At 30.6% G+C, this 17,989-nt stretch carries 25 protein-coding genes; 3 read left to right on the top strand and 22 right to left on the bottom strand.

The genetic code is table 11. From position 1 onward, the window contains the following. Positions 1 to 36: 36 nt before the first annotated feature. From RIN63_RS05385 to RIN63_RS05360, 6 genes are read right to left on the bottom strand one after another with little or no spacing between them, the layout of a single operon-like run. Positions 37 to 249, bottom strand: coding sequence for a hypothetical protein (locus RIN63_RS05385; RefSeq protein WP_310443666.1), 213 nt, complete (start codon positions 247 to 249; stop codon positions 37 to 39). Further along, entirely contained in the window at positions 250 to 486 is a 237-nt protein-coding gene (locus tag RIN63_RS05380) for a hypothetical protein (protein WP_310443665.1), read from the bottom strand. It lies immediately after the preceding gene. Next, positions 486 to 689 carry a hypothetical protein gene (locus RIN63_RS05375; RefSeq protein ID WP_310443664.1) on the bottom strand — a complete coding sequence of 68 codons (204 nt, stop codon included), beginning with the start codon at positions 687 to 689 and terminating at the stop codon, positions 486 to 488. The genes RIN63_RS05380 and RIN63_RS05375 overlap by 1 nt, the downstream gene beginning before the upstream one ends. A gap of 17 nt (positions 690 to 706) precedes the next feature. Continuing rightward, on the bottom strand, positions 707 to 865 hold the full coding sequence (locus tag RIN63_RS05370; RefSeq protein ID WP_310443663.1) for a hypothetical protein: 159 nt from the start codon (positions 863 to 865) through the stop codon (positions 707 to 709). Continuing rightward, the gene (locus tag RIN63_RS05365; protein ID WP_310443662.1) at positions 866 to 1,057 is read right to left on the bottom strand and encodes a hypothetical protein; all 192 of its coding nucleotides are present in this window, start codon (positions 1,055 to 1,057) and stop codon (positions 866 to 868) included. A 36-nt stretch (positions 1,058 to 1,093) separates the two neighbouring features. Next, positions 1,094 to 1,294 carry a DUF739 family protein gene (locus RIN63_RS05360; protein ID WP_310443661.1) on the bottom strand — a complete coding sequence of 67 codons (201 nt, stop codon included), beginning with the start codon at positions 1,292 to 1,294 and terminating at the stop codon, positions 1,094 to 1,096. Between the two features lie 164 nt (positions 1,295 to 1,458). Between RIN63_RS05360 and RIN63_RS05355 the strand changes: the two genes are divergently transcribed. Together RIN63_RS05355 and RIN63_RS05350 are read left to right on the top strand one after the other, a co-directional pair. Beyond that, positions 1,459 to 2,076 (top strand): XRE family transcriptional regulator, encoded by a 618-nt coding sequence (locus tag RIN63_RS05355; protein ID WP_310443660.1) that lies wholly within the window; start codon positions 1,459 to 1,461, stop codon positions 2,074 to 2,076. A gap of 17 nt (positions 2,077 to 2,093) precedes the next feature. Continuing rightward, entirely contained in the window at positions 2,094 to 3,809 is a 1,716-nt protein-coding gene (locus RIN63_RS05350; protein WP_310443659.1) for a recombinase family protein, read from the top strand. On the opposite strand, the gene RIN63_RS05345 is transcribed toward RIN63_RS05350, so the two are convergent. Then, the gene (locus tag RIN63_RS05345) at positions 3,702 to 4,580 is read right to left on the bottom strand and encodes an ATPase, T2SS/T4P/T4SS family (RefSeq protein ID WP_310443658.1); all 879 of its coding nucleotides are present in this window, start codon (positions 4,578 to 4,580) and stop codon (positions 3,702 to 3,704) included. The genes RIN63_RS05350 and RIN63_RS05345 overlap by 108 nt on opposite strands. A gap of 71 nt (positions 4,581 to 4,651) precedes the next feature. Beyond that, positions 4,652 to 5,515, bottom strand: a complete 864-nt coding sequence (gene aroE / locus RIN63_RS05340; RefSeq protein ID WP_310443656.1) for a shikimate dehydrogenase — start codon at positions 5,513 to 5,515, stop codon at positions 4,652 to 4,654. Between the two features lie 191 nt (positions 5,516 to 5,706). Here aroE and RIN63_RS05335 point away from each other — a divergent pair, with 191 nt between their 5' ends. Next, positions 5,707 to 6,375 carry a YhcN/YlaJ family sporulation lipoprotein gene (locus RIN63_RS05335; protein WP_310443655.1) on the top strand — a complete coding sequence of 223 codons (669 nt, stop codon included), beginning with the start codon at positions 5,707 to 5,709 and terminating at the stop codon, positions 6,373 to 6,375. A gap of 161 nt (positions 6,376 to 6,536) precedes the next feature. Here RIN63_RS05335 and sigK read toward each other — a convergent pair whose 3' ends face one another. From sigK to RIN63_RS05265, 14 genes are all read right to left on the bottom strand, one after another. Continuing rightward, positions 6,537 to 7,229: an RNA polymerase sporulation sigma factor SigK gene (gene sigK, locus RIN63_RS05330; RefSeq protein WP_310444101.1), complete on the bottom strand. Its 693-nt coding sequence runs from the start codon at positions 7,227 to 7,229 to the stop codon at positions 6,537 to 6,539. Between the two features lie 70 nt (positions 7,230 to 7,299). Continuing rightward, the gene (locus RIN63_RS05325; RefSeq protein WP_310443654.1) at positions 7,300 to 8,946 is read right to left on the bottom strand and encodes a penicillin-binding protein 2; all 1,647 of its coding nucleotides are present in this window, start codon (positions 8,944 to 8,946) and stop codon (positions 7,300 to 7,302) included. A gap of 46 nt (positions 8,947 to 8,992) precedes the next feature. Next, entirely contained in the window at positions 8,993 to 9,613 is a 621-nt protein-coding gene (udk, locus tag RIN63_RS05320; RefSeq protein ID WP_310443653.1) for a uridine kinase, read from the bottom strand. 2 nt (positions 9,614 to 9,615) lie between these two features. After that, a complete protein-coding gene (locus RIN63_RS05315) occupies positions 9,616 to 10,848 on the bottom strand; it encodes a U32 family peptidase (RefSeq protein WP_310443652.1) in 1,233 nt (410 codons plus the stop codon). Between the two features lie 4 nt (positions 10,849 to 10,852). Continuing rightward, complete coding sequence (locus tag RIN63_RS05310; RefSeq protein WP_310443651.1) at positions 10,853 to 11,509, bottom strand: O-methyltransferase; 657 nt, start codon at positions 11,507 to 11,509, stop codon at positions 10,853 to 10,855. Between the two features lie 5 nt (positions 11,510 to 11,514). Then, a complete protein-coding gene (gene mltG / locus RIN63_RS05305; protein WP_310443650.1) occupies positions 11,515 to 12,582 on the bottom strand; it encodes an endolytic transglycosylase MltG in 1,068 nt (355 codons plus the stop codon). Between the two features lie 33 nt (positions 12,583 to 12,615). After that, a complete protein-coding gene (locus RIN63_RS05300; RefSeq protein ID WP_310443649.1) occupies positions 12,616 to 13,107 on the bottom strand; it encodes a QueT transporter family protein in 492 nt (163 codons plus the stop codon). Positions 13,108 to 13,132: 25 nt separating this feature from the next. Further along, positions 13,133 to 13,738: a lysine exporter LysO family protein gene (locus RIN63_RS05295; protein ID WP_310443648.1), complete on the bottom strand. Its 606-nt coding sequence runs from the start codon at positions 13,736 to 13,738 to the stop codon at positions 13,133 to 13,135. Next, positions 13,719 to 14,018 (bottom strand): LysO family transporter, encoded by a 300-nt coding sequence (locus RIN63_RS05290; RefSeq protein WP_310443647.1) that lies wholly within the window; start codon positions 14,016 to 14,018, stop codon positions 13,719 to 13,721. Before RIN63_RS05290 ends, RIN63_RS05295 begins: the two co-directional genes overlap by 20 nt. Positions 14,019 to 14,093: 75 nt before the next feature. After that, positions 14,094 to 15,755: a ribonuclease J gene (locus RIN63_RS05285; RefSeq protein ID WP_310443646.1), complete on the bottom strand. Its 1,662-nt coding sequence runs from the start codon at positions 15,753 to 15,755 to the stop codon at positions 14,094 to 14,096. An 87-nt stretch (positions 15,756 to 15,842) separates the two neighbouring features. Beyond that, positions 15,843 to 16,289, bottom strand: a complete 447-nt coding sequence (locus RIN63_RS05280) for a Fur family transcriptional regulator (RefSeq protein ID WP_310443645.1) — start codon at positions 16,287 to 16,289, stop codon at positions 15,843 to 15,845. A gap of 57 nt (positions 16,290 to 16,346) precedes the next feature. Then, entirely contained in the window at positions 16,347 to 16,598 is a 252-nt protein-coding gene (locus tag RIN63_RS05275) for a DUF1292 domain-containing protein (RefSeq protein ID WP_310443644.1), read from the bottom strand. Then, positions 16,598 to 17,020, bottom strand: a complete 423-nt coding sequence (gene ruvX, locus RIN63_RS05270; RefSeq protein ID WP_310443643.1) for a Holliday junction resolvase RuvX — start codon at positions 17,018 to 17,020, stop codon at positions 16,598 to 16,600. The genes RIN63_RS05275 and ruvX overlap by 1 nt, the downstream gene beginning before the upstream one ends. Before the next feature lie 15 nt (positions 17,021 to 17,035). Next, the gene (locus RIN63_RS05265; RefSeq protein ID WP_310443642.1) at positions 17,036 to 17,983 is read right to left on the bottom strand and encodes an aldo/keto reductase; all 948 of its coding nucleotides are present in this window, start codon (positions 17,981 to 17,983) and stop codon (positions 17,036 to 17,038) included. Positions 17,984 to 17,989: the final 6 nt, after the last annotated feature.

Raw genomic sequence — 17,989 nt, 5'->3', positions numbered from 1 at the left:
ATTCCCCCTTATTTGATATAATTTAGTTGAGTGTTTTTACCTAAGACCTTTTTCAGTTGGTAGCTGGAAGGTCTTTTCTATTTGTTCTTTATGCTTCTTTTCTCTGATATAGTTATTCAGCTTTTCCTCTGCCTCATTTAACTTATATATTGCGTTATCCATATGGTCTGGTTCTGTTATTGAAATTTCGTTTAATTTATTTCTAGCAATTTTTACATCATCTACTAGTGATTTCATTGTTAGATCCATTTAACTCGCTTCCTCCCTGCAATAAATATGTGATAATTCTTTTCTATAAGGCACCCCTGCTCTAGCTAACTGGTTTTCTCTTGTGAAGAAGTCATCTTGTGAAAGTATGAAATCAAAACAATTGCCATAAGTTTCTTTCATTTTTTTAATAGCCTTAGATTTATTAGGTGCATGCACTGTTTGATAACAATGGCAAAGTGGGTGTCCTGCCCTAAATGTAAATACAAACCTTTCCATTACAGCATCTCTTCCAATTTTTCTAAATCTTCATCTCTCCAAAGTAACCCTCCACCGTCCATAGCTTTTTTCTGTAAACTCATGTTAAAGAAAACCACATCATGTCGATGGCCAGAATCACCAAAAGTATTTACGATAATTCCTTCTGCTCCAATAAACTCTTTAGTTTCGTCATTAGAACCAACTACTCTCACAAAATCCAATTTTTCTAAACCCACGATTATCTCCCCTCTCTTATTATTTGTTTTGCTATCTTTCTAAAGTCCTCTGCTTGTCCTAAATAGATGTAAAAAATAAAACCTAGTAAAAGTATGAGTACAACTCCATTGATGCTAGTAAAAACTATTTTAGCTATTAGGCTACATATTAGATTTAGCATTTAATCTGCCCCTTCAATTTGAGATATGATTTGCTTTATTTGACTTGAAGTCAAACATTTTTTTAATGCTGTTGCTAATGCTCCGAATACTAAGTCATCATAGAATTCTTGGCTTTCAGTATCTTCGATTGGATTTAAGATGATACAATTTAGTAATCTTGGTTCCCGCCTTTTCCTTTTTTTAATACTCATCTTGACTCCTCTCCTTTCTTGCGTGTTGTACAAGTTTTAGTCTAAAAAAATATCTATTTTTTCAGTATTTGTCAAATCAAGAAAGTTGGATAAGATATTAACTTCTTCAATGTATAAGCTACCTCTTCCATTCATTTTGTTGCTAAATGTTGTAATACTAACATCTAATGCATTTGCACAATCTTCATAAGTTTTCTTTTTTTCAACTAACTTCCCTTTTAACTTGTCAATATTCATTCAAACACCTCCTTTAAACTTGCATGTTGTACAAGTTGTGATTTAAGTATAATTTAACGGTCGATTATTGTCAAGCACTATGTGCAAGTTTTTTTATAATTTGTATAATATTTCTTGCATAACACATCAGATATAGGTATAATTGCATTATGGAGGTGTTCTATATGAGCGAATATAATTTAGAATTGGGAAAAAGAATCTACAAAGCAAGAATTAATAAAGAAATAACTTTAAAACAATTAGGTGATTTGGTTGACCTTAGTGAAAGCACAGTTCAAAGATACGAAAAAGGTAAAATAAAAAATGTGGATATCGAAATGGTAAAAAAATTTGCTAAAGCACTGGGGGTTCTTCCTGCCCATCTGTTAGGTTGGGAAATGTCAGATGAATATAACAATTCCATAACAATTCCTGTATATGGATCTATACCTGCTGGCATGCCACTTGAAGCCATTGAAGATATTCAAGGCGAGGTTGATATTCCAGTAGAGTGGATGAAGGGAAATAAAAAGTATATAGCATTGAAAGTTAAAGGAGATTCTATGTATCCAAAATATTTAGAAGGAGATACAGTAATTATTTTAGTGCAGCCTGACTGTGAGACGGGTGATGATTGTGCTTGCTATGTTAATGGATTTGAAGCTACCCTAAAAACAGTAAAGAAAACAACAGGCAAAATTGAATTAAAGCCTATAAATCCTAATTATTCACCAAGAACATATAATCACCCTGGAGAAGTCAAGATTGTAGGAATAGTAAAAGAACTTAGAAGAAAAATATAATAATCAGGAGTGATATTATGAAAATAGCTATATACTCCCGTAAATCAAAATTTACTGGCAAAGGAGAAAGTATAGAGAATCAAATTTTAATGTGTAAAGAATATGCAAATAGACATTTTGAGAACATAAAAGATATTTATGTGTATGAGGATGAGGGTTTCTCTGGTGGAAATATCAATAGGCCTAAATTCCAAGAACTTATGAATGATGCTAGAGAGAAGAAATTTGATGTCCTAATCTGTTATAGGTTAGATAGAGTTTCTAGAGATGTTGCTGATTTTTCATCTACTATAGAAGAATTAAATAATTATAATATAGCTTTTGTATCAATTAAAGAGCAATTTGATACATCTACACCAATGGGAAGGGCTATGATGTATATAGCTAGTGTCTTTTCTCAATTAGAAAGAGAAACCATATCTGAGAGAATTAAAGACAATATGCTTCAATTAGCCACAACTGGAAGATGGCTTGGCGGAGTTCCTCCTTTGGGATTTGAATCGGAAAAAGTACCATATTTAGATAAGGATTATAAAGAGAAGTCACTAACAAAGTTAAAACCAATAAGTAAAGAAATGGATTTGGTAGAGTTTTTTTATGATAAGTATTTAGAGTTAGGTTCGATTCATCAAGTTCGAAAATTCTTAATACAAAACAATTATAAAACTAAAAATGATGCTTATTTTTCTACTAGAGTTATATCTGATATATTAAGAAACCCAGCTTATTCTAAGGCTAACGAGGAAATATCTGATTACTTAGAAGATAGAGGTATTTCAATTGCAGGAAAAGACAGATTGAATGGCCAAAGAGGTATTCTCATATACAATAAAATAAATGGGAAAGGTATGAAGAATGATAAAAGCGAATGGATAGGTGCTGTTGCAAAGCATATCGGGACTATAAATCCAGATAAATGGTTAGAAGTACAAAAACAATTAGATGTAAATAATATGGAAATTACAAGAACCGGCACTTCTACAGTTGCACTATTAGGTGGTATTTTAAAGTGTGCTCACTGTGGGTCTGCTATGAATATAATGTATGGTCGTAAAAGAGAAGATGGCACATCACCTCATTATTATGTTTGTAATTTAAAAACTGCATCGGGTATGGATAAATGTAACAATCCTAATGTCAATGGAATTGATATTGATTATACAATTATAGAAAAAATACTGGAATTATCACAATCAAAAGAGATATTTTTGAAAAAAATGAAAGAAATAAATAAAGATGATGAAAATGATAATAATAGAAATATTATAAATAAGTTAGAAAACCGTAAAAAAGAACTTTTAAATGAAATAGACATATTGGTCAATGAATTACCTAAAAATTCTATTGCGTCAAATTACATACTTCCTCAAATTGAAAATAAAGATAAAGAGTTACAAAAAATCAAAGAAGAGATAATTGAGCTAGAAAAATCAAATGAAAAAACTAAAAAAGAATCTGATAATGTAAATTTTGTTGTAAACAATATTGTCAACTTTGCGAAACTAGCAAATGAATTAGACAATGAGCAGAAAAAATGCTTTATTCAAACTATAGTGGATAAAATATATTGGAATGGTGAGGATGAATTATTAGGAATACAATTCTTTACTAATAAAGATATAAAACTATCTAAATACCGTTCCACTTCCAGTAGGTCCAGTAACCAAAATCATTCCATAAGGTTGAGCCAGGATATTATCAAATCTTTCCAGATCTTTATTACTGAATCCTAGTGATTCTTTTGAATAACCAAAGTTAGATCTATCCAATAATCTTATTACTGTTTTCTCCCCATATATTGTAGGCAAAGTTGAAATTCTCATATCTATTTCTTTATTATTTATCATTGTCTCTACTCTACCATCTTGGGATATTCTTTTTTCTGCAATATTCATCTTACCCATTATCTTTATCCTTGTTATTATAGGAGACAAGCTATGGCGAGCTAAAGTCATTATTTCATTAAGCTCTCCATCAATACGAAATCTTACCCTTATATCATCTGCATTTGGCTCTATATGTATATCACTAGCTCTATCCCTTACAGCTTGTTCGATTATTGAATTAAGTAATTTTACAATTGGAGCTGAAGTTACCTCAAGTAATTCTTGATTTTGGATATCATCAGTGTTTATTGGGGAATAATTGTCTTCAAATTCTTCTAATACCTTTATTGCAATATGACTACTGTAAAACTCATCTACAACTTTAAGTAACTTTTCTTTATTGGCAATAACTGGCTGAATCTCCGATTTAACAAATAATCTTACATCATCTAGTGCAAATATATTTAATGGATCAACCATTGCCACAACCAGTACTTCCTCATGTTTATCGATTGCAATAAGTTCGTATCTTCTAACTATAATTTCCGGAATAATCGTTGCTACCTTTGCATTAATTGGATATTTGTCTAAATCTACATGAGGTATGCCTAATTGCTCTTCTGTTGATTTTCCAGCAGAAACTAAAAGTTCCCCTAGTTTCAATTTTGTATTTGCCATATTCTCACCTCTTAAGTTTAGTAAAAATATATAGGAATTAATGTAAATTCAAAATATTATGATTTATTATACTATTCGACATAAGAGCTTAAATTTCCTGCTAGTTTTTCAATTATTTTAAAATTAATTTCTTTTAGATCAAACCAAATTTTTTGACTTAAAATAGCTTGATTTAATAGCATTGATATACCCGAAAAAACCTTAAAACCCTTTAATTTTGATTCGTATAGTAGTTTTGTTTCCAGTGGCTTATATACTATATCGTAAACAATGGTTTCTTTAGAATATCCATTTAATTCTATAGGAGACATATCTTCCATAGGATACATACCTATAGGTGTGGAATTAATAATAATATCAATGGATTTTTTATCTATATTTTCGAGTTGTAAATTATCTACATTAGTTATAATTTTATTATTTATTGAGTTAATCTTTTCTTTAAGTAAAATGCAAGACTCTATATTTCTATTTCCTATATATATGCTATTTATGTCTTGCATAGCTAATGTTACTCCAATAGAAAATGCAGCGCCACCTGAACCTAAAAGTAGAATATTTTTATCCTTTAAATCTATGTTATTATTAGAAAAAGTTTGAATAAAACCTTCTCCATCTGTATTGTAACCAACAAATTTACCATTTTCATTCTTTACAGTATTAACAGCTCCCATTATTTTAGCTTCTGTAGTTATATCATCTAAATATTTTATTATATTTTTTTTATGTGGAATTGTTACATTAAACCCTTTTACTTTCATTGCCCTAAAAGCATTAATAGTATTTTCTAAATCTTCTCCATTAATATTAAATGATAGATATACACAATTTCTATCAAAAATTTCAAAAATACTATTATGTATTATTGGAGATAAGGATTTTTCTATGGGATTACCAATTAAACAATAAAGATTAGTTTCATATGTTATGTTCATAAAATACCTCCTAATTATAAAAATTATAGCATCATATTTTGGCAAATAATAGAGAACACTCGTTTATGCTCATAATTACACTAATGAATAAACATAAATTTAAAAAGTTGGTTAGATTATACAAATTGGATAAAAATTAGTCTAAATAATATATCTATTATGTGTAAGACTATTCTTAGGAGGTGGATAATTTGAAAAAAAATAAAATAAGTCTAATAGTTTTATCTTTAATTTTGGTAGCAGCAGTAGCAGGATGTGGTACTAATGGCAGAATGGGAAATATGTCTACACAGGCAAGATTACCTAATAATGCTAACAACCGTTGGATGAATGATGGCAATACCAATAATAGATTAAATACCAGCCTAAACAATGGTAGGAGAGATAATCTAAATAATGGGATGTTAGGTAATGACCTAAATCTTAACAATGGAATGGTAAGAAATAACACCAATAGTGATTTAGGTATGATTAACAATAATAATCTAGCTACTAACAACAATAATCTAACTACTAACACTAACAATTTAGGAACTAGAGCAAACGCTATAGCTAAAAGAGTAGCAGCATTACCAGAGGTAGAAAGTGCTTCAGTTTTAATTAATGGAAATACTGCTGTAGTTGGATGTAATTTAAGCAACAATAATAACAGAACTATAAGTTCTAATCTTAAACAAAAAATAGATGCTGCTGTAAAGGTTGCTGATAGAAATATAGAAACTATACAAGTAACCGCTGACCCTAATATTAATACTAGAATTAAGAACATGAATACAAGAATAAACAATGGGAATCCAATATCTGGATTTGCTACAGAAGTAGAAGATATAATTAGAAGAATAACAGCTCCGATAAGATAAGAAAAGATTAGATAATTCAAATAATAATCAAATTGTAAATTTTGAAAAATGTTAAGTTATTTAAAGGAAGTAATTAAGCAGCCTAAGTTCGATATTCTATCGAAGGAAGGCTGCTTAATCCTTTTTATATTAGGGGGATTATATAATTCATCTAGATTATTTTATTTATTCATTAAAACTTTATTTAGCTTACCAAGTGCTCTTGTTTCAATTCTAGATACATAAGATCGAGAAATCCCTAACATTGCAGCTATTTCTCTCTGAGTTTTACAAGATCCATCAATAAGTCCATATCTAAGCTCAATTATAACTTTTTCTCTATCTTTCAAAGTTTGGTTTATAGCTTTATATAAGTTTTTGACTTGCAGTTTTAAATGTACCTCATCTAGAACTTCATCTACATCTGAACCCAATATATCCAATAAGTTTATCTCGTTTCCTTCTTTATCCATACCAATTGGTTCGTATAAAGATAATTCTACCTTAGTCTTTTTTGCTGAACGTATTGTCATGAGAATTTCATTTTCAATACATCTAGCAGCATATGTAGCAAGTCTTGTTCCTTTTGTAGGGTTATAAGTTGATATCGCTTTAATTAATCCTATGGTTCCTATAGAGATTAGATCATCCGTATCTTTACCAGTGTTATTATATTTTTTTACAATATGGGCTACTAATCTTAAGTTTCTTTCTATTAACACATTTCTTGCTCTTTCATCTCCTTTTGAATAAAGATCTAAAAACATTTTTTCTTCATCACTAGAGAGTGGTTTCGGAAAAGAATTCGAGTTGATCATATAACCACAGAGAATTACAAATGGTCTTAATACAATGCTTAGAACCAATAAAAGCATATTTTTCAAACTTTTCACCCCCATTACTCATATATAAATATATGTAAATGGAGTTAGTTTTGTGCAAGTCCTAATAATTTAACCTATATATTTCTTCACAAATATTCTTAAATACTGGAGCTGCAGATTTTGATCCTGAATTTGCCTCTTCTACTAATACAGTAATTACATACTTGGGATTTTTTCTAGGATAATATCCTGCAAACCAACCATGGATTGTTTCTTCTCCTCTTAATAGCCCTTCAGCTGATCCAGTTTTACCTGCTGCTCCACCAATATCATTTAGATTTATTGCTCTGGCAGTTCCTGTTAACATTACTTCCTCCAATAATTCCTGTACTACTTCAGCTGAGTAATTGCTTATTAGCATTTCATTTTCATTTTTATTATATCTTTTAATTATTTTTCCATCCTTTGTAGTAATGCCTTGAACTATTGTCATATCCTTTTGGATACCATTGTTTGCAATAATCAATAGTAAATTCGAAATTTGTAATGGAGTGGTTTCTATCTTTCCCTGACCAATGGATATATTTCCTATTGCAGGTCCCAATAATTCTTCTCCTTCTGGTAGTGAACCTTCTACTTCTTCAATGAGTCCAATATTTATCTTCTCACCAAGACCTAAGGTTTTGGCCATATCTATTATTTTCTTAGATCCAATTTCTTTGCCTATCTGAATAAAAACTGAATTGCATGATTTGGCAAAACCATCTTTTAAAGATATATGACCATGAGTACTATTGCATTTTATTGTTAATGAATTAATATTCTCGTATCCATTACAGTAAAATTGGTGGTTTAAATAGGTAGGATTTTCTTCTAAGATTGCTAAAAGAACCACAATTTTAAAAATTGAGCCAGGAGGATATGATACTTGTATTGCTTTGTTATATAATGCCATATCATCTTTATTGAAGTAATCAGCAATATTATCTTGATCAAAATTCGGCCTACTAACTAATGATAATATCTCTCCTGAACTTACTTCTGATACTATAACAGCTCCTTTAATATTATTCTTATCAAGGATTTCTTCTACTATTTGCTGTATTTTTGAATCTATTGTTAATTGAACACCAGCAGGATCTTCAGAGTCTATAGTATTATCTACATGGTAAGCAGATCCAAGAATTAAAGACCTTCTTTTGTCATATTCTATAAACAAGGAAGCTTTATCTGATTTACTCAAAAATTCATCATATATCTTTTCTATCCCATATTCTCCCTTATTTTCTGCTTTATTTACATATCCAATAACATGAGATAATAAATTGGATTTTGAATATCTATCTACAATATCAAGTATAAATATATTATTTGCATCTTCAATATCTATTACTTTTTTTAATGGAATATATGCTAATTTTTCTGGAGAATTCAGTATTATATTCAATTCATTAATAGATAAACTCGTATTTTTTACAATTTTATCCAAAAGCTCTTCATTTTTTAATATTTCTCCTTTTGAAGCAATTAATGTTTTAGTCTTTTCTATATTTGTCATTGGAATCAAATTTCGATCATATATTATTCCTCTTTTGGAGCTTAAATTTATTTCAGTACTCCTCTGTCTTAATCCTTGCAACTTAAGGTTTTCCTTATCATTTACTTGTAAATCATATAGCCTTATCAATAGTACTAAAAAGACTATAGAACTAATATATTTAAATAGCTTTATTCTAGTATGAATTACATTCTTCTTAGATCTTGCCATAAAAAAACCTCCCTAGTTAGTGTTTCCACTTTCAGGGAGATTAAAACTAATTATTTAATATTGCATTTATTTTAGCTACTATTATATCTATAGCTACCTTATTGTATCCGCCTTCTGGTATTATAATATCTGCATATCTTTTAGTAGGTTCAATAAATTGAAGATGTGCTGGTCTTACTGTTTCCATATACTGGAATATCACAGAATCAAGAGTTCTACCTCTATCTTTAATATCTCTTAGTATTCTTCTAATAACCCTTACATCAGAATCAGTATCTACAAATATTTTGATATCTAATAAGTCGCGTATATCTTTTTCAGATAATATTAAAATACCCTCTAATATTATTATATCTTTAGGTTCTACGGTTATTGTGTCTATTTTTCTAGTATGCTTCTCAAAATCATATATGGGCTTTTCTATGGATTTGCTACTTAATAAACATTTTAAATGTTCAACTAATAGTTCATTATCAAAAGCAAAAGGATGATCATAATTTGTTTTAACTCTTTCCTCATAGGTTAAGTTAGATTGATCCTTATAATATGAATCTTGCTCAATTATACAAATTTTCTTTTCATGGATTGATTTAAAGATTTCTTTAGATACAGTAGATTTTCCCGAGCCTGTCCCACCTGTTATTCCTATGAGTATTGGTCTTTTCAATCTTACTCATCCTCCCTTCCCTTTCTAATCATATCCATTTTATTTACAGGTTCTGCCATGAGAATTTTCACTATTTGCTGTGGATGAGGTGCCACATCTATTTCAGTTCCTTCTTCATCCCACATTTTTTCAATAGTTTGACTAAAGTACTCTTTCTTTGGTCCAAATACTTCAATAGTCTCACCTACAAACATTCTATTTCTTTGCTCTACAGTTGCAATCTTAGTTTCCTCATCATAATCTAAAATAAGTCCAACAAAATCATAACCTCTAATATAAGACGATGTTGTATATACTTGGGCATCAGTACTTGGCTTTCCAAAATAAAAACCTGTAGTAAAATCTCTATGACTAGCTTTCTTTATTTCATGTAACCATTTATCATCGTATTTATAGTTTTCTGGATTTTTAAGATATTCATCTATGGCCATTCTATATGCTCTAATTACAGTGGCTACATAGTAAGAACTCTTTACTCTACCTTCAATTTTAAAACTAACAATACCAGATTTAACCAACTCAGGAATATACTCTATCATGCAAAGGTCCTTTGAATTCATAATAAATGTTCCATCTTCATCTTCATAAACTGGAAAATATTCTCCTGGTCTCTTTTCTTCAACTAGATTGTATTTATATCTACATCCATGGGCACAATCTCCTCTATTGGAATCTCTACCAGTCATATAGTTGCTTATTAGACATCTACCTGAATATGACATGCACATTGCTCCATGTACAAAGGTTTCAATTTCTAAATCCTTTGGAAGCCTATCAGTCATAGCCTCTATTTCTTTAAAAGACAATTCCCTAGCGAGGACTATTCTCCTTATTCCAAGATTATACCAAAACATTATTGTTTCATAATTAGTTACGGAAGCCTGAGTACTTAAATGAATAGGTAAGTTAGGCACTGTCCTCTTAATTATAGAAAACATTCCCGGATCAGAAACAATAACTGCATCTGTATTTATTTCATGAAGCTTAGTTACATATTCCTCTAGACCATTCATATCCTCATCATGAGGGACGATGTTCAATGTAATATATACTTTTTTTCCTCTTTCATGAGCAAATCTTATTCCTTCCTCGATTTGATCAATTGAAAAATTCTTTGACGCCTTCCTAAGGCCAAAGCTATCTCCTCCAAGATATACTGCATCTGCACCGTAAGTAATTGCCATTTTTAACTTTTCTAAATCTCCTGCTGGAGCTAATAGTTCTATATTATTCAAAATGTTACTCCTCTCTATAAGTTATTGCTATTCCATCACCAATTGGAATTATGGAAGATGTATAACCTTCTATATGATTTATATATTGTAGAAATTGTCTAAGTCTTTTTACTATGGTCTTTTTCCTTCTTATAACAAGGTCATCTGTTGCAACCATTCCCTTATAAAGAACGTTATCTGAGACAATAATACCGCCTGGATTAAGTAACCTTATACATTCTTTGAAAAAATCCATATATTGACCTTTAGCAGCATCTAGAAATATAAAATCATATTTTTCTTCTAAAGTAGATAATATATCTTCTGCTTCTCCCTCTAATATTTTAATTCTTTCCAGATACTTAGTTTTAGATATATTTTCTATTGCTAATTCTATCATATCTTTTCGCCGTTCGATAGTAGTAATTTTGCATTCAACAGATGTATTTTCTGCCATAATTAAAGCAGAGTATCCAATTGCAGTGCCTATCTCCAATATATTCTTTGGACATTTAATCTTTAATAAAACCTTTAATAATTGCGCCACTTCAGGCTGAACAATAGGAACATGATTATCTTCTGCGTATTTTTCCATTGCTTTTAGATTACAATTATTATCGGGCAACAAACCTCGTATATAGCCTTCAATATACTCTTCGTTTATCTGACTCAATTTTATCATCCTCTTTATTTCTTTGGTTTAGCATTTAAATGATCTTTATAAGTAGTAGTAAATGTATGAGTGCCATCATTCCCTGTTAGTACAAAGAATAAATAATCTACATCTGCTGGTTGCACTGCTGCAATTAAAGAAGCTTTACCCGGTGATGCTATTGGTGCTGGCGGCAAACCTTCGTGAATATAGGTATTATATGGGGATGGAGTTCTAGTATCTTCGTTACTTAGAACTTCTTTTCTTTCCCCTAAAATATATTGAACAGTCGCACATGATTGCAACATCATTCCTTGGTCTAGTCTATTGTGAAATACTGCAGACATTAAGGGTCTCTCTTTATCCACTTTACCCTCTCTCTCTACTATGGATGCAAGGGTAATAGCCTCGTTTAAAGTTAAATCAATATCTTTTAGCCTTGGTTCTATATCTTTCTTATATATTTTATCGAATTCATTTAGCATTTTTTCTATTATTTCTTCTTCTGATGAACCAATATAAATTTCATATGTTGATGGAAATAAAAATCCTTCAAGACTTTGATTATTATCTAATTCTTTCAAGAAAATAAACTTGTCTTCAAAATTATCCTTATTGCCTACTAATTCCAAGAATCTTTCTTTATCAATAATTCCTTCATTTGATAGTTTATCTGCCATTTGTCGAATTTCATATCCCTCTGGTATTGTAAATCTAACAGTATTATAATTTTTTACTCCAATAGTTAATTTATCAATAATAGTGTCTAGATCCATACCTGTAGATAAATTATATTCTCCAGCTTTTAGCTTACTAGCTACATTTTTATTCTTAACTTGATACTTGAATAGCAATTGATTTTTTATAAGTCCATTATCATATAAGATATCAGCTATTTGTGTGGATGAACTTGCTACAGGAATAGTTATACTTACTTCTTGAGGGCTGTGCTTAGACATGGGACCTAAGGCTTGTTTATAATAATCAAAGGCTCCAAACCCTACAATTGCAAGAACTGCAAATATAAATAGTATTCTAAACAATCTAATACTCTTAGTTTCTTTTTTCTTTGTTTTTTTATTTTTCATCTTAGCATTTTCCATTTCTACACCCCACTTTTCACTCTTCACTGTCTTCTAGTACTCTTTTAAATTTGTAGCTTTATCATAAACTGATAAGATTAGACTACCAAATAGCGCTACTGATAATAATTCCCCGCCACCAATACCTAGTACAGTAAGTAAATATGGTACCTTCGTAAAATATGATACCCAAATGGATACAATTAATCCATTTAATACTACTGGTGGTATTATGCCAGTTATCTTACTCTTCATCTTTCTTGTTAGATACGCAGCAACTAAAGTAATTAGGCTACCCCCTAGTATGTCTACTAATCCAAACCCTGAATATGATGCTAATAGTAAATTAGACAATAGACATCCAACAAAAACACCAGGGACAGCTGCAGCTTCTACTAATGGCAATAACGCCAGTCCTTCTGCAATCCTAAGTTGTATTGGACCAAAAGTTAGATTCATAATTGGAAATGGTAGCATCTGAATTAGAACTAATACTATATATAAAGCAGCAATCAAACTTGCTTTGGTTAAGTATTTAGTGTTCATAGTTTACCTCCTACACTTAAGTTAATTAAAATTTTAATATAATTGGCAAAATTATTGGAACCGTTGTTGTACAAATTACTCCTGTAATAAACGCAATTATTGTAGTATGAGGATCTGTTGAAGAAGATATTACAGGGAGTGAAGTATCCATTGCAGTAGCCCCTGCAGCTGATACGGATTCTAATTTCCCAATATATTTTGCTATTAATGGTATTGTAATTAAGCCAATTACCTCCCTAAAAACATTCGATAAAAATGCTAATGCACTAAGTTCTATATATCCATCTGCTAAAAGCATAGTTGAACTTAAAGTATACCACCCTAATCCTGCTCCTATGGCACCTGATTCATTTAATGGCATCTTAAGAAGCATCCCTGCAATCATGCTTCCTACAACAGAACCAATTATTACAGCAAAAGGTACTAATAATATTCTCAAACCCATCTTCTTTATTTTCCCAAATACATCTTTTTGTTTTCCAATATCCATACCCACAAAAAATAGTAAAAGCATAAGTCCAATATCTATAATAACTCCTATACTTGAGGAAAAGGTATCTGGTAGAAAAAAGTAGCCTGCACCTGTGCCTAATAGAACGGCAAGAAATATCTTAAGACTCAATCCTATCACTCTCCAATGCAATTAGTCTTTTAATTAAATGTACTGAAATTATACTAAAAACAACTGTAAATATAGATATTATTCCTGCTTTAAATCCTATTGAAAATATATTAGAAATAACTTCATCATTTATTCCTATAGTAATTCCCATAACAAATAATAAAAACAACAAACAAATATTTTGAATCAAATTTAAATTTTTTTGTAACCTTTCACTGACTTTATCCTTATATCCAATTAATCCACCTAATAACAATACTCCTAGATATAGAAATAATCTTATTCCCATGAAAAATCCTCCTTTGTAAATTATCCTCATCTATTATACCAAAATCCCTGGTATAAATCTATACCAGGGATAATATTATACTTCCATTATTATTGGTAGTATCATTGGATTTCTTTTTATTTTTCCATATAGATGATTTCTTAAGGTATCTCTTATATTAGATTTAAGGGTAGCCCAATCAGTTATATTTTTCTTTTCGCAATCTGCCAGTACAGATTTCACAATATTTCTAGCTTCTTCCATTAGATCCTCAGATTCTCTAACATATACAAATCCCCTAGATATAATATCTGGTCCTGCTATTACTGTTCCTTCTTTTTTACTCATTGTCACAACTACAACAATTAGACCATCTTCTGATAGATGTTTTCTATCCCTTAAGACAATGTTTCCCACATCTCCTATACCCAATCCATCAACCAATATATTGCCTGAAGGTACTGTTCCAGCTAATTTAGCTTCATCTTTAGTTAACTCTAATACTGATCCATTTTCAAGAATAAATATGTTTTCTTTAGGTGTACCTAATGACTCTGCTATCTCTGCGTGTTTTTTCAAATGTCTAAATTCTCCATGTACAGGCAAGAAGAATTTAGGTTTAACTAGAGTTTGCATCAATTTTAATTCTTCTTGACAAGCATGACCTGAGACATGAACATCTGCTAGAGATTCATATATAACCTTTGTTCCTCTTACTACTAGATTATTTATAACTTTTGATACTGTTTTTTCATTTCCAGGTATTGGGGTAGCAGATAATATTACTAAATCTCCTGGTTGAATTTGTATTTTCTTATGCTCAGAAGCAGCAATTCTAGAGAGAGCAGACATTGGCTCTCCTTGGCTGCCAGTGGTTATTATAGTTATCTCATCACTATGATATTTATTCATATCATTAATATCTATTAAAGTATCTTCTTTCATATGAAGATAACCTAGTTCTGATGCTACTCCAATAGTATTTAGCATGGACCTACCAGATAAAACTACTTTCCTGTTATTTTGCTCGGCTGCATTAATTATTTGTTGGATTCTATGGACATTTGAAGCAAAAGTAGCTACTATAATTCTATGTTTATGATTAGAAAAAATATCATTAAATGTAGCTCCAACAGTCTTTTCACTCATAGTAAATCCAGGTCTCTCAGCATTTGTGCTATCTGACATCAAGGCCAATACACCCTTTTTTCCTAGTTCAGCAAATCTGTTTAAATCTATGACATCTCCACCAATTGGTGTATAGTCAACTTTAAAATCTCCAGTATGAACTATTATACCTATTGGAGTATGAATAGCTAAGGCAGAACTATCTGGTATACTATGACCTGTTCTTATAAATTCAACATCCATACTTCCAAGTTTTATAATATCACCATGTTTTACTACATTCATACTTACATTATCTAATCTATGTTCCTTAAATTTAGTTTCTACAATACCTAAGGTTAACTTTGTTCCATATATAGGCAAATTTAATTTTGTTAATATATATGGCAATGCTCCTATATGATCCTCATGTCCATGTGTCAGAACAATTCCTCTTATTTTTTCTTTGTTTTTAACTAGATATGTTACATCAGGGATTACAACATCAATTCCTAACATTTCATCTTCTGGAAAACTCATACCACAATCTATTAATATAATATCTTCTTTGTATTCTATAGCAGTAATGTTTTTACCTATCTCTCCCATTCCGCCAATGGGTATGATTTTAAGTTTGTTCGGTTTCCTCATTATATCAACTCCTCTTTTTCTCTTTTATATTTTTACCATTCTAATAGTTTTTAGTCTGTAAAATTAATATAAGTTAAAAAAAAACCCCTATAGGGATTTATTTTTGCATTCGCTACAATATCCATAAAACTTCACATTATGATTTACTATAGTAAATATACCCTCACTCTCTATTTTTTCTTCTAATGATTCTAGTAAATCAAGTTTAACTTCTTTAACCTTTCCGCAGTGTAAACAAATCAAATGATGGTGATGATGATTCTCCGAACCAGCACTTAACTCATATCGACTACACCCATCATCAAAATTTAACTTGTAGACTATATTTAATTTCTCAAATAACTGTAATGTTCTATACACTGTGGCAATACCTATATCAGGGTAATCGTTTTTAACAATACTATATACCTCATCACAGCTTAGATGTTCATCAAAGTTATCCACAATAACTTTCAAAATCCCTCGCCTTTGAGTTGTGAGTTTATACCCGCCCTTTTGAAGTTTCTCTTTTATAACATTCATATTAATTTCCATTTTTTCACCCGACTATAATCCTATATTAAGCATACTATTATTTTCTTACTTTGTCAACTATTGCAAATTCTCCTTTTGCATTTCCTCATATGCTTCTATGGCATCTTCTAATTCTTCATCATCATCTATTCCAGCAAAAAGCATGTCTCCATTTTCATCTGTCTCCATCCTTAGTATATAAGTGGGACTTTCAATATCATCTGCTGGCATTAATGCGGCATAATCTTCATCATCCAAACCAAAAGTAGCCAAGATAATAAATTCTTGCTCCTTACCTAGTTCATCTAATAGAAAAATCCTTTCTTTCACTATAATACACTTCCTTTCTTATCTAAATATATTTGCAAAATAAAAGTAGCTGCAACTTTATCTATTACAGTTTTTCTCTTTTCTCTTCGTACATCACCTGATATAAGCATCTTCTCAGCTGCCATAGTTGTTAATCTCTCATCTTCATATATTATATCTAATTTATATTTATTCTTAAGCCTTTCAGCAAATTTAATAGTCTTTTCTCCCTGTGGTCCTATAGACCCATTCATGTTTTTTGGTAAACCTATGACTACTTTATTAATATTATACTCATTGATGATTGTTTCTAAGGCTGCTTCATCTTTTGCTTTCCCTTCTCGTCTTATGGTTGTTAGACCTTGCGCTGTCATCTGTAACAAATCAGAGATTGCTACACCTATAGTCTTATCTCCTACATCCAATCCCATTATCCGCTCCATACTTCACCTCCACAATTAGATTACCTTTATACAAAATTCTGGACATACCTTTGCACAATATCCACATAAAATACATTTATCATTAGGAGTTGCTACTCCATCTATAATCTCAATACCTTGTTGATTACATCTCTTAACACAATTACCGCACCCAATACAATAATCAGCCACAATTAATCGTCTCTTCTTTTTTTGTAATTTATCTTTAACATCCTCCTCCAAAACTCCTTTCTCAAGAAGAAGAATATTTGCATCAATTTCATTCACAGACTGCATTCCAATGGCTATGGAGTTAATAAAAGGAATTGATCTTACAAAATTAAATGCAGATTCTGCTTCCTTAATTAAATGTCCTCCACCTAATGGTTTCATAGCATAAATACCCTTACCCAAATCATGTATTTCCTTTAATACGGATAACATATCTTCTATATTACCGTCTTGAATTCCAATTCCATATTTGTTTACTATTGGATGAATAACATCTATTTCTTGAACATCTCTAGCTGCTATTGCTCCCGCAACCCGATGGGTAGATAATCCTATACTTCTAATCTTACCCTCTTTCTTAGCTTTTAAAAAATATTCTATAGCCTCAAAATGGCCTCTAACAGTATAAATGCTTTCCTGTTCATGTAGTAAAAACAAATCTATATAATCAGTACCTAATTCCTTAAGTGCCAGCTCTAAGCTGGTTTTTGCCATTTCCTCTGTATATGCGTAGGTTTTAGTAGCAATTACAAAGTCTTCCCTCTTAATACCCTTTAATGCAGCTTTAATGTAATTATAATTCTCATATATTTCAGCTGTATCAATAAAATTAATTCCTTGGTTATAGGCATATTCTATAAGGTATGCTCCTTCTTCTACACTTAAATTTGCTTGAAAAGGAGTCATTGTTAGTGAACCAAAACAAAGCCTTGATACATCTATATCTGTATTTCCTAATCTTGTTCTTTCCAATTATTC

Source organism: Tissierella sp. (assembly GCF_031460495.1).
Classification (GTDB): domain Bacteria; phylum Bacillota; class Clostridia; order Tissierellales; family Tissierellaceae; genus JAVKTS01.
This window is presented reverse-complemented; position numbering and strand designations above follow the sequence as displayed.

Bases quoted from the DNA above. Each gene is read 5' to 3' on its own strand.
- RIN63_RS05365 (WP_310443662.1), bottom strand. From the start codon at position 1,057: ATGAGTATTAAAAAAAGGAAAAGGCGGGAACCAAGATTACTAAATTGT.
- RIN63_RS05300 (WP_310443649.1), bottom strand. From the start codon at position 13,107: ATGAACACTAAATACTTAACCAAAGCAAGTTTGATTGCTGCTTTATAT.
- RIN63_RS05350 (WP_310443659.1), top strand. From the start codon at position 2,094: ATGAAAATAGCTATATACTCCCGTAAATCAAAATTTACTGGCAAAGGA.
- RIN63_RS05385 (WP_310443666.1), bottom strand. From the start codon at position 249: ATGGATCTAACAATGAAATCACTAGTAGATGATGTAAAAATTGCTAGA.
- RIN63_RS05285 (WP_310443646.1), bottom strand. From the start codon at position 15,755: ATGAGGAAACCGAACAAACTTAAAATCATACCCATTGGCGGAATGGGA.
- RIN63_RS05355 (WP_310443660.1), top strand. From the start codon at position 1,459: ATGAGCGAATATAATTTAGAATTGGGAAAAAGAATCTACAAAGCAAGA.
- sigK (WP_310444101.1), bottom strand. From the start codon at position 7,229: ATGCTTTTATTGGTTCTAAGCATTGTATTAAGACCATTTGTAATTCTC.
- RIN63_RS05325 (WP_310443654.1), bottom strand. From the start codon at position 8,946: ATGGCAAGATCTAAGAAGAATGTAATTCATACTAGAATAAAGCTATTT.
- aroE (WP_310443656.1), bottom strand. From the start codon at position 5,515: ATGAACATAACATATGAAACTAATCTTTATTGTTTAATTGGTAATCCC.
- RIN63_RS05310 (WP_310443651.1), bottom strand. From the start codon at position 11,509: ATGATAAAATTGAGTCAGATAAACGAAGAGTATATTGAAGGCTATATA.
- ruvX (WP_310443643.1), bottom strand. From the start codon at position 17,020: ATGGAGCGGATAATGGGATTGGATGTAGGAGATAAGACTATAGGTGTA.
- RIN63_RS05280 (WP_310443645.1), bottom strand. From the start codon at position 16,289: ATGGAAATTAATATGAATGTTATAAAAGAGAAACTTCAAAAGGGCGGG.
- RIN63_RS05290 (WP_310443647.1), bottom strand. From the start codon at position 14,018: ATGGGAATAAGATTATTTCTATATCTAGGAGTATTGTTATTAGGTGGA.
- RIN63_RS05380 (WP_310443665.1), bottom strand. From the start codon at position 486: ATGGAAAGGTTTGTATTTACATTTAGGGCAGGACACCCACTTTGCCAT.
- RIN63_RS05370 (WP_310443663.1), bottom strand. From the start codon at position 865: ATGCTAAATCTAATATGTAGCCTAATAGCTAAAATAGTTTTTACTAGC.
- RIN63_RS05360 (WP_310443661.1), bottom strand. From the start codon at position 1,294: ATGAATATTGACAAGTTAAAAGGGAAGTTAGTTGAAAAAAAGAAAACT.
- mltG (WP_310443650.1), bottom strand. From the start codon at position 12,582: ATGGAAAATGCTAAGATGAAAAATAAAAAAACAAAGAAAAAAGAAACT.
- RIN63_RS05345 (WP_310443658.1), bottom strand. From the start codon at position 4,580: ATGGCAAATACAAAATTGAAACTAGGGGAACTTTTAGTTTCTGCTGGA.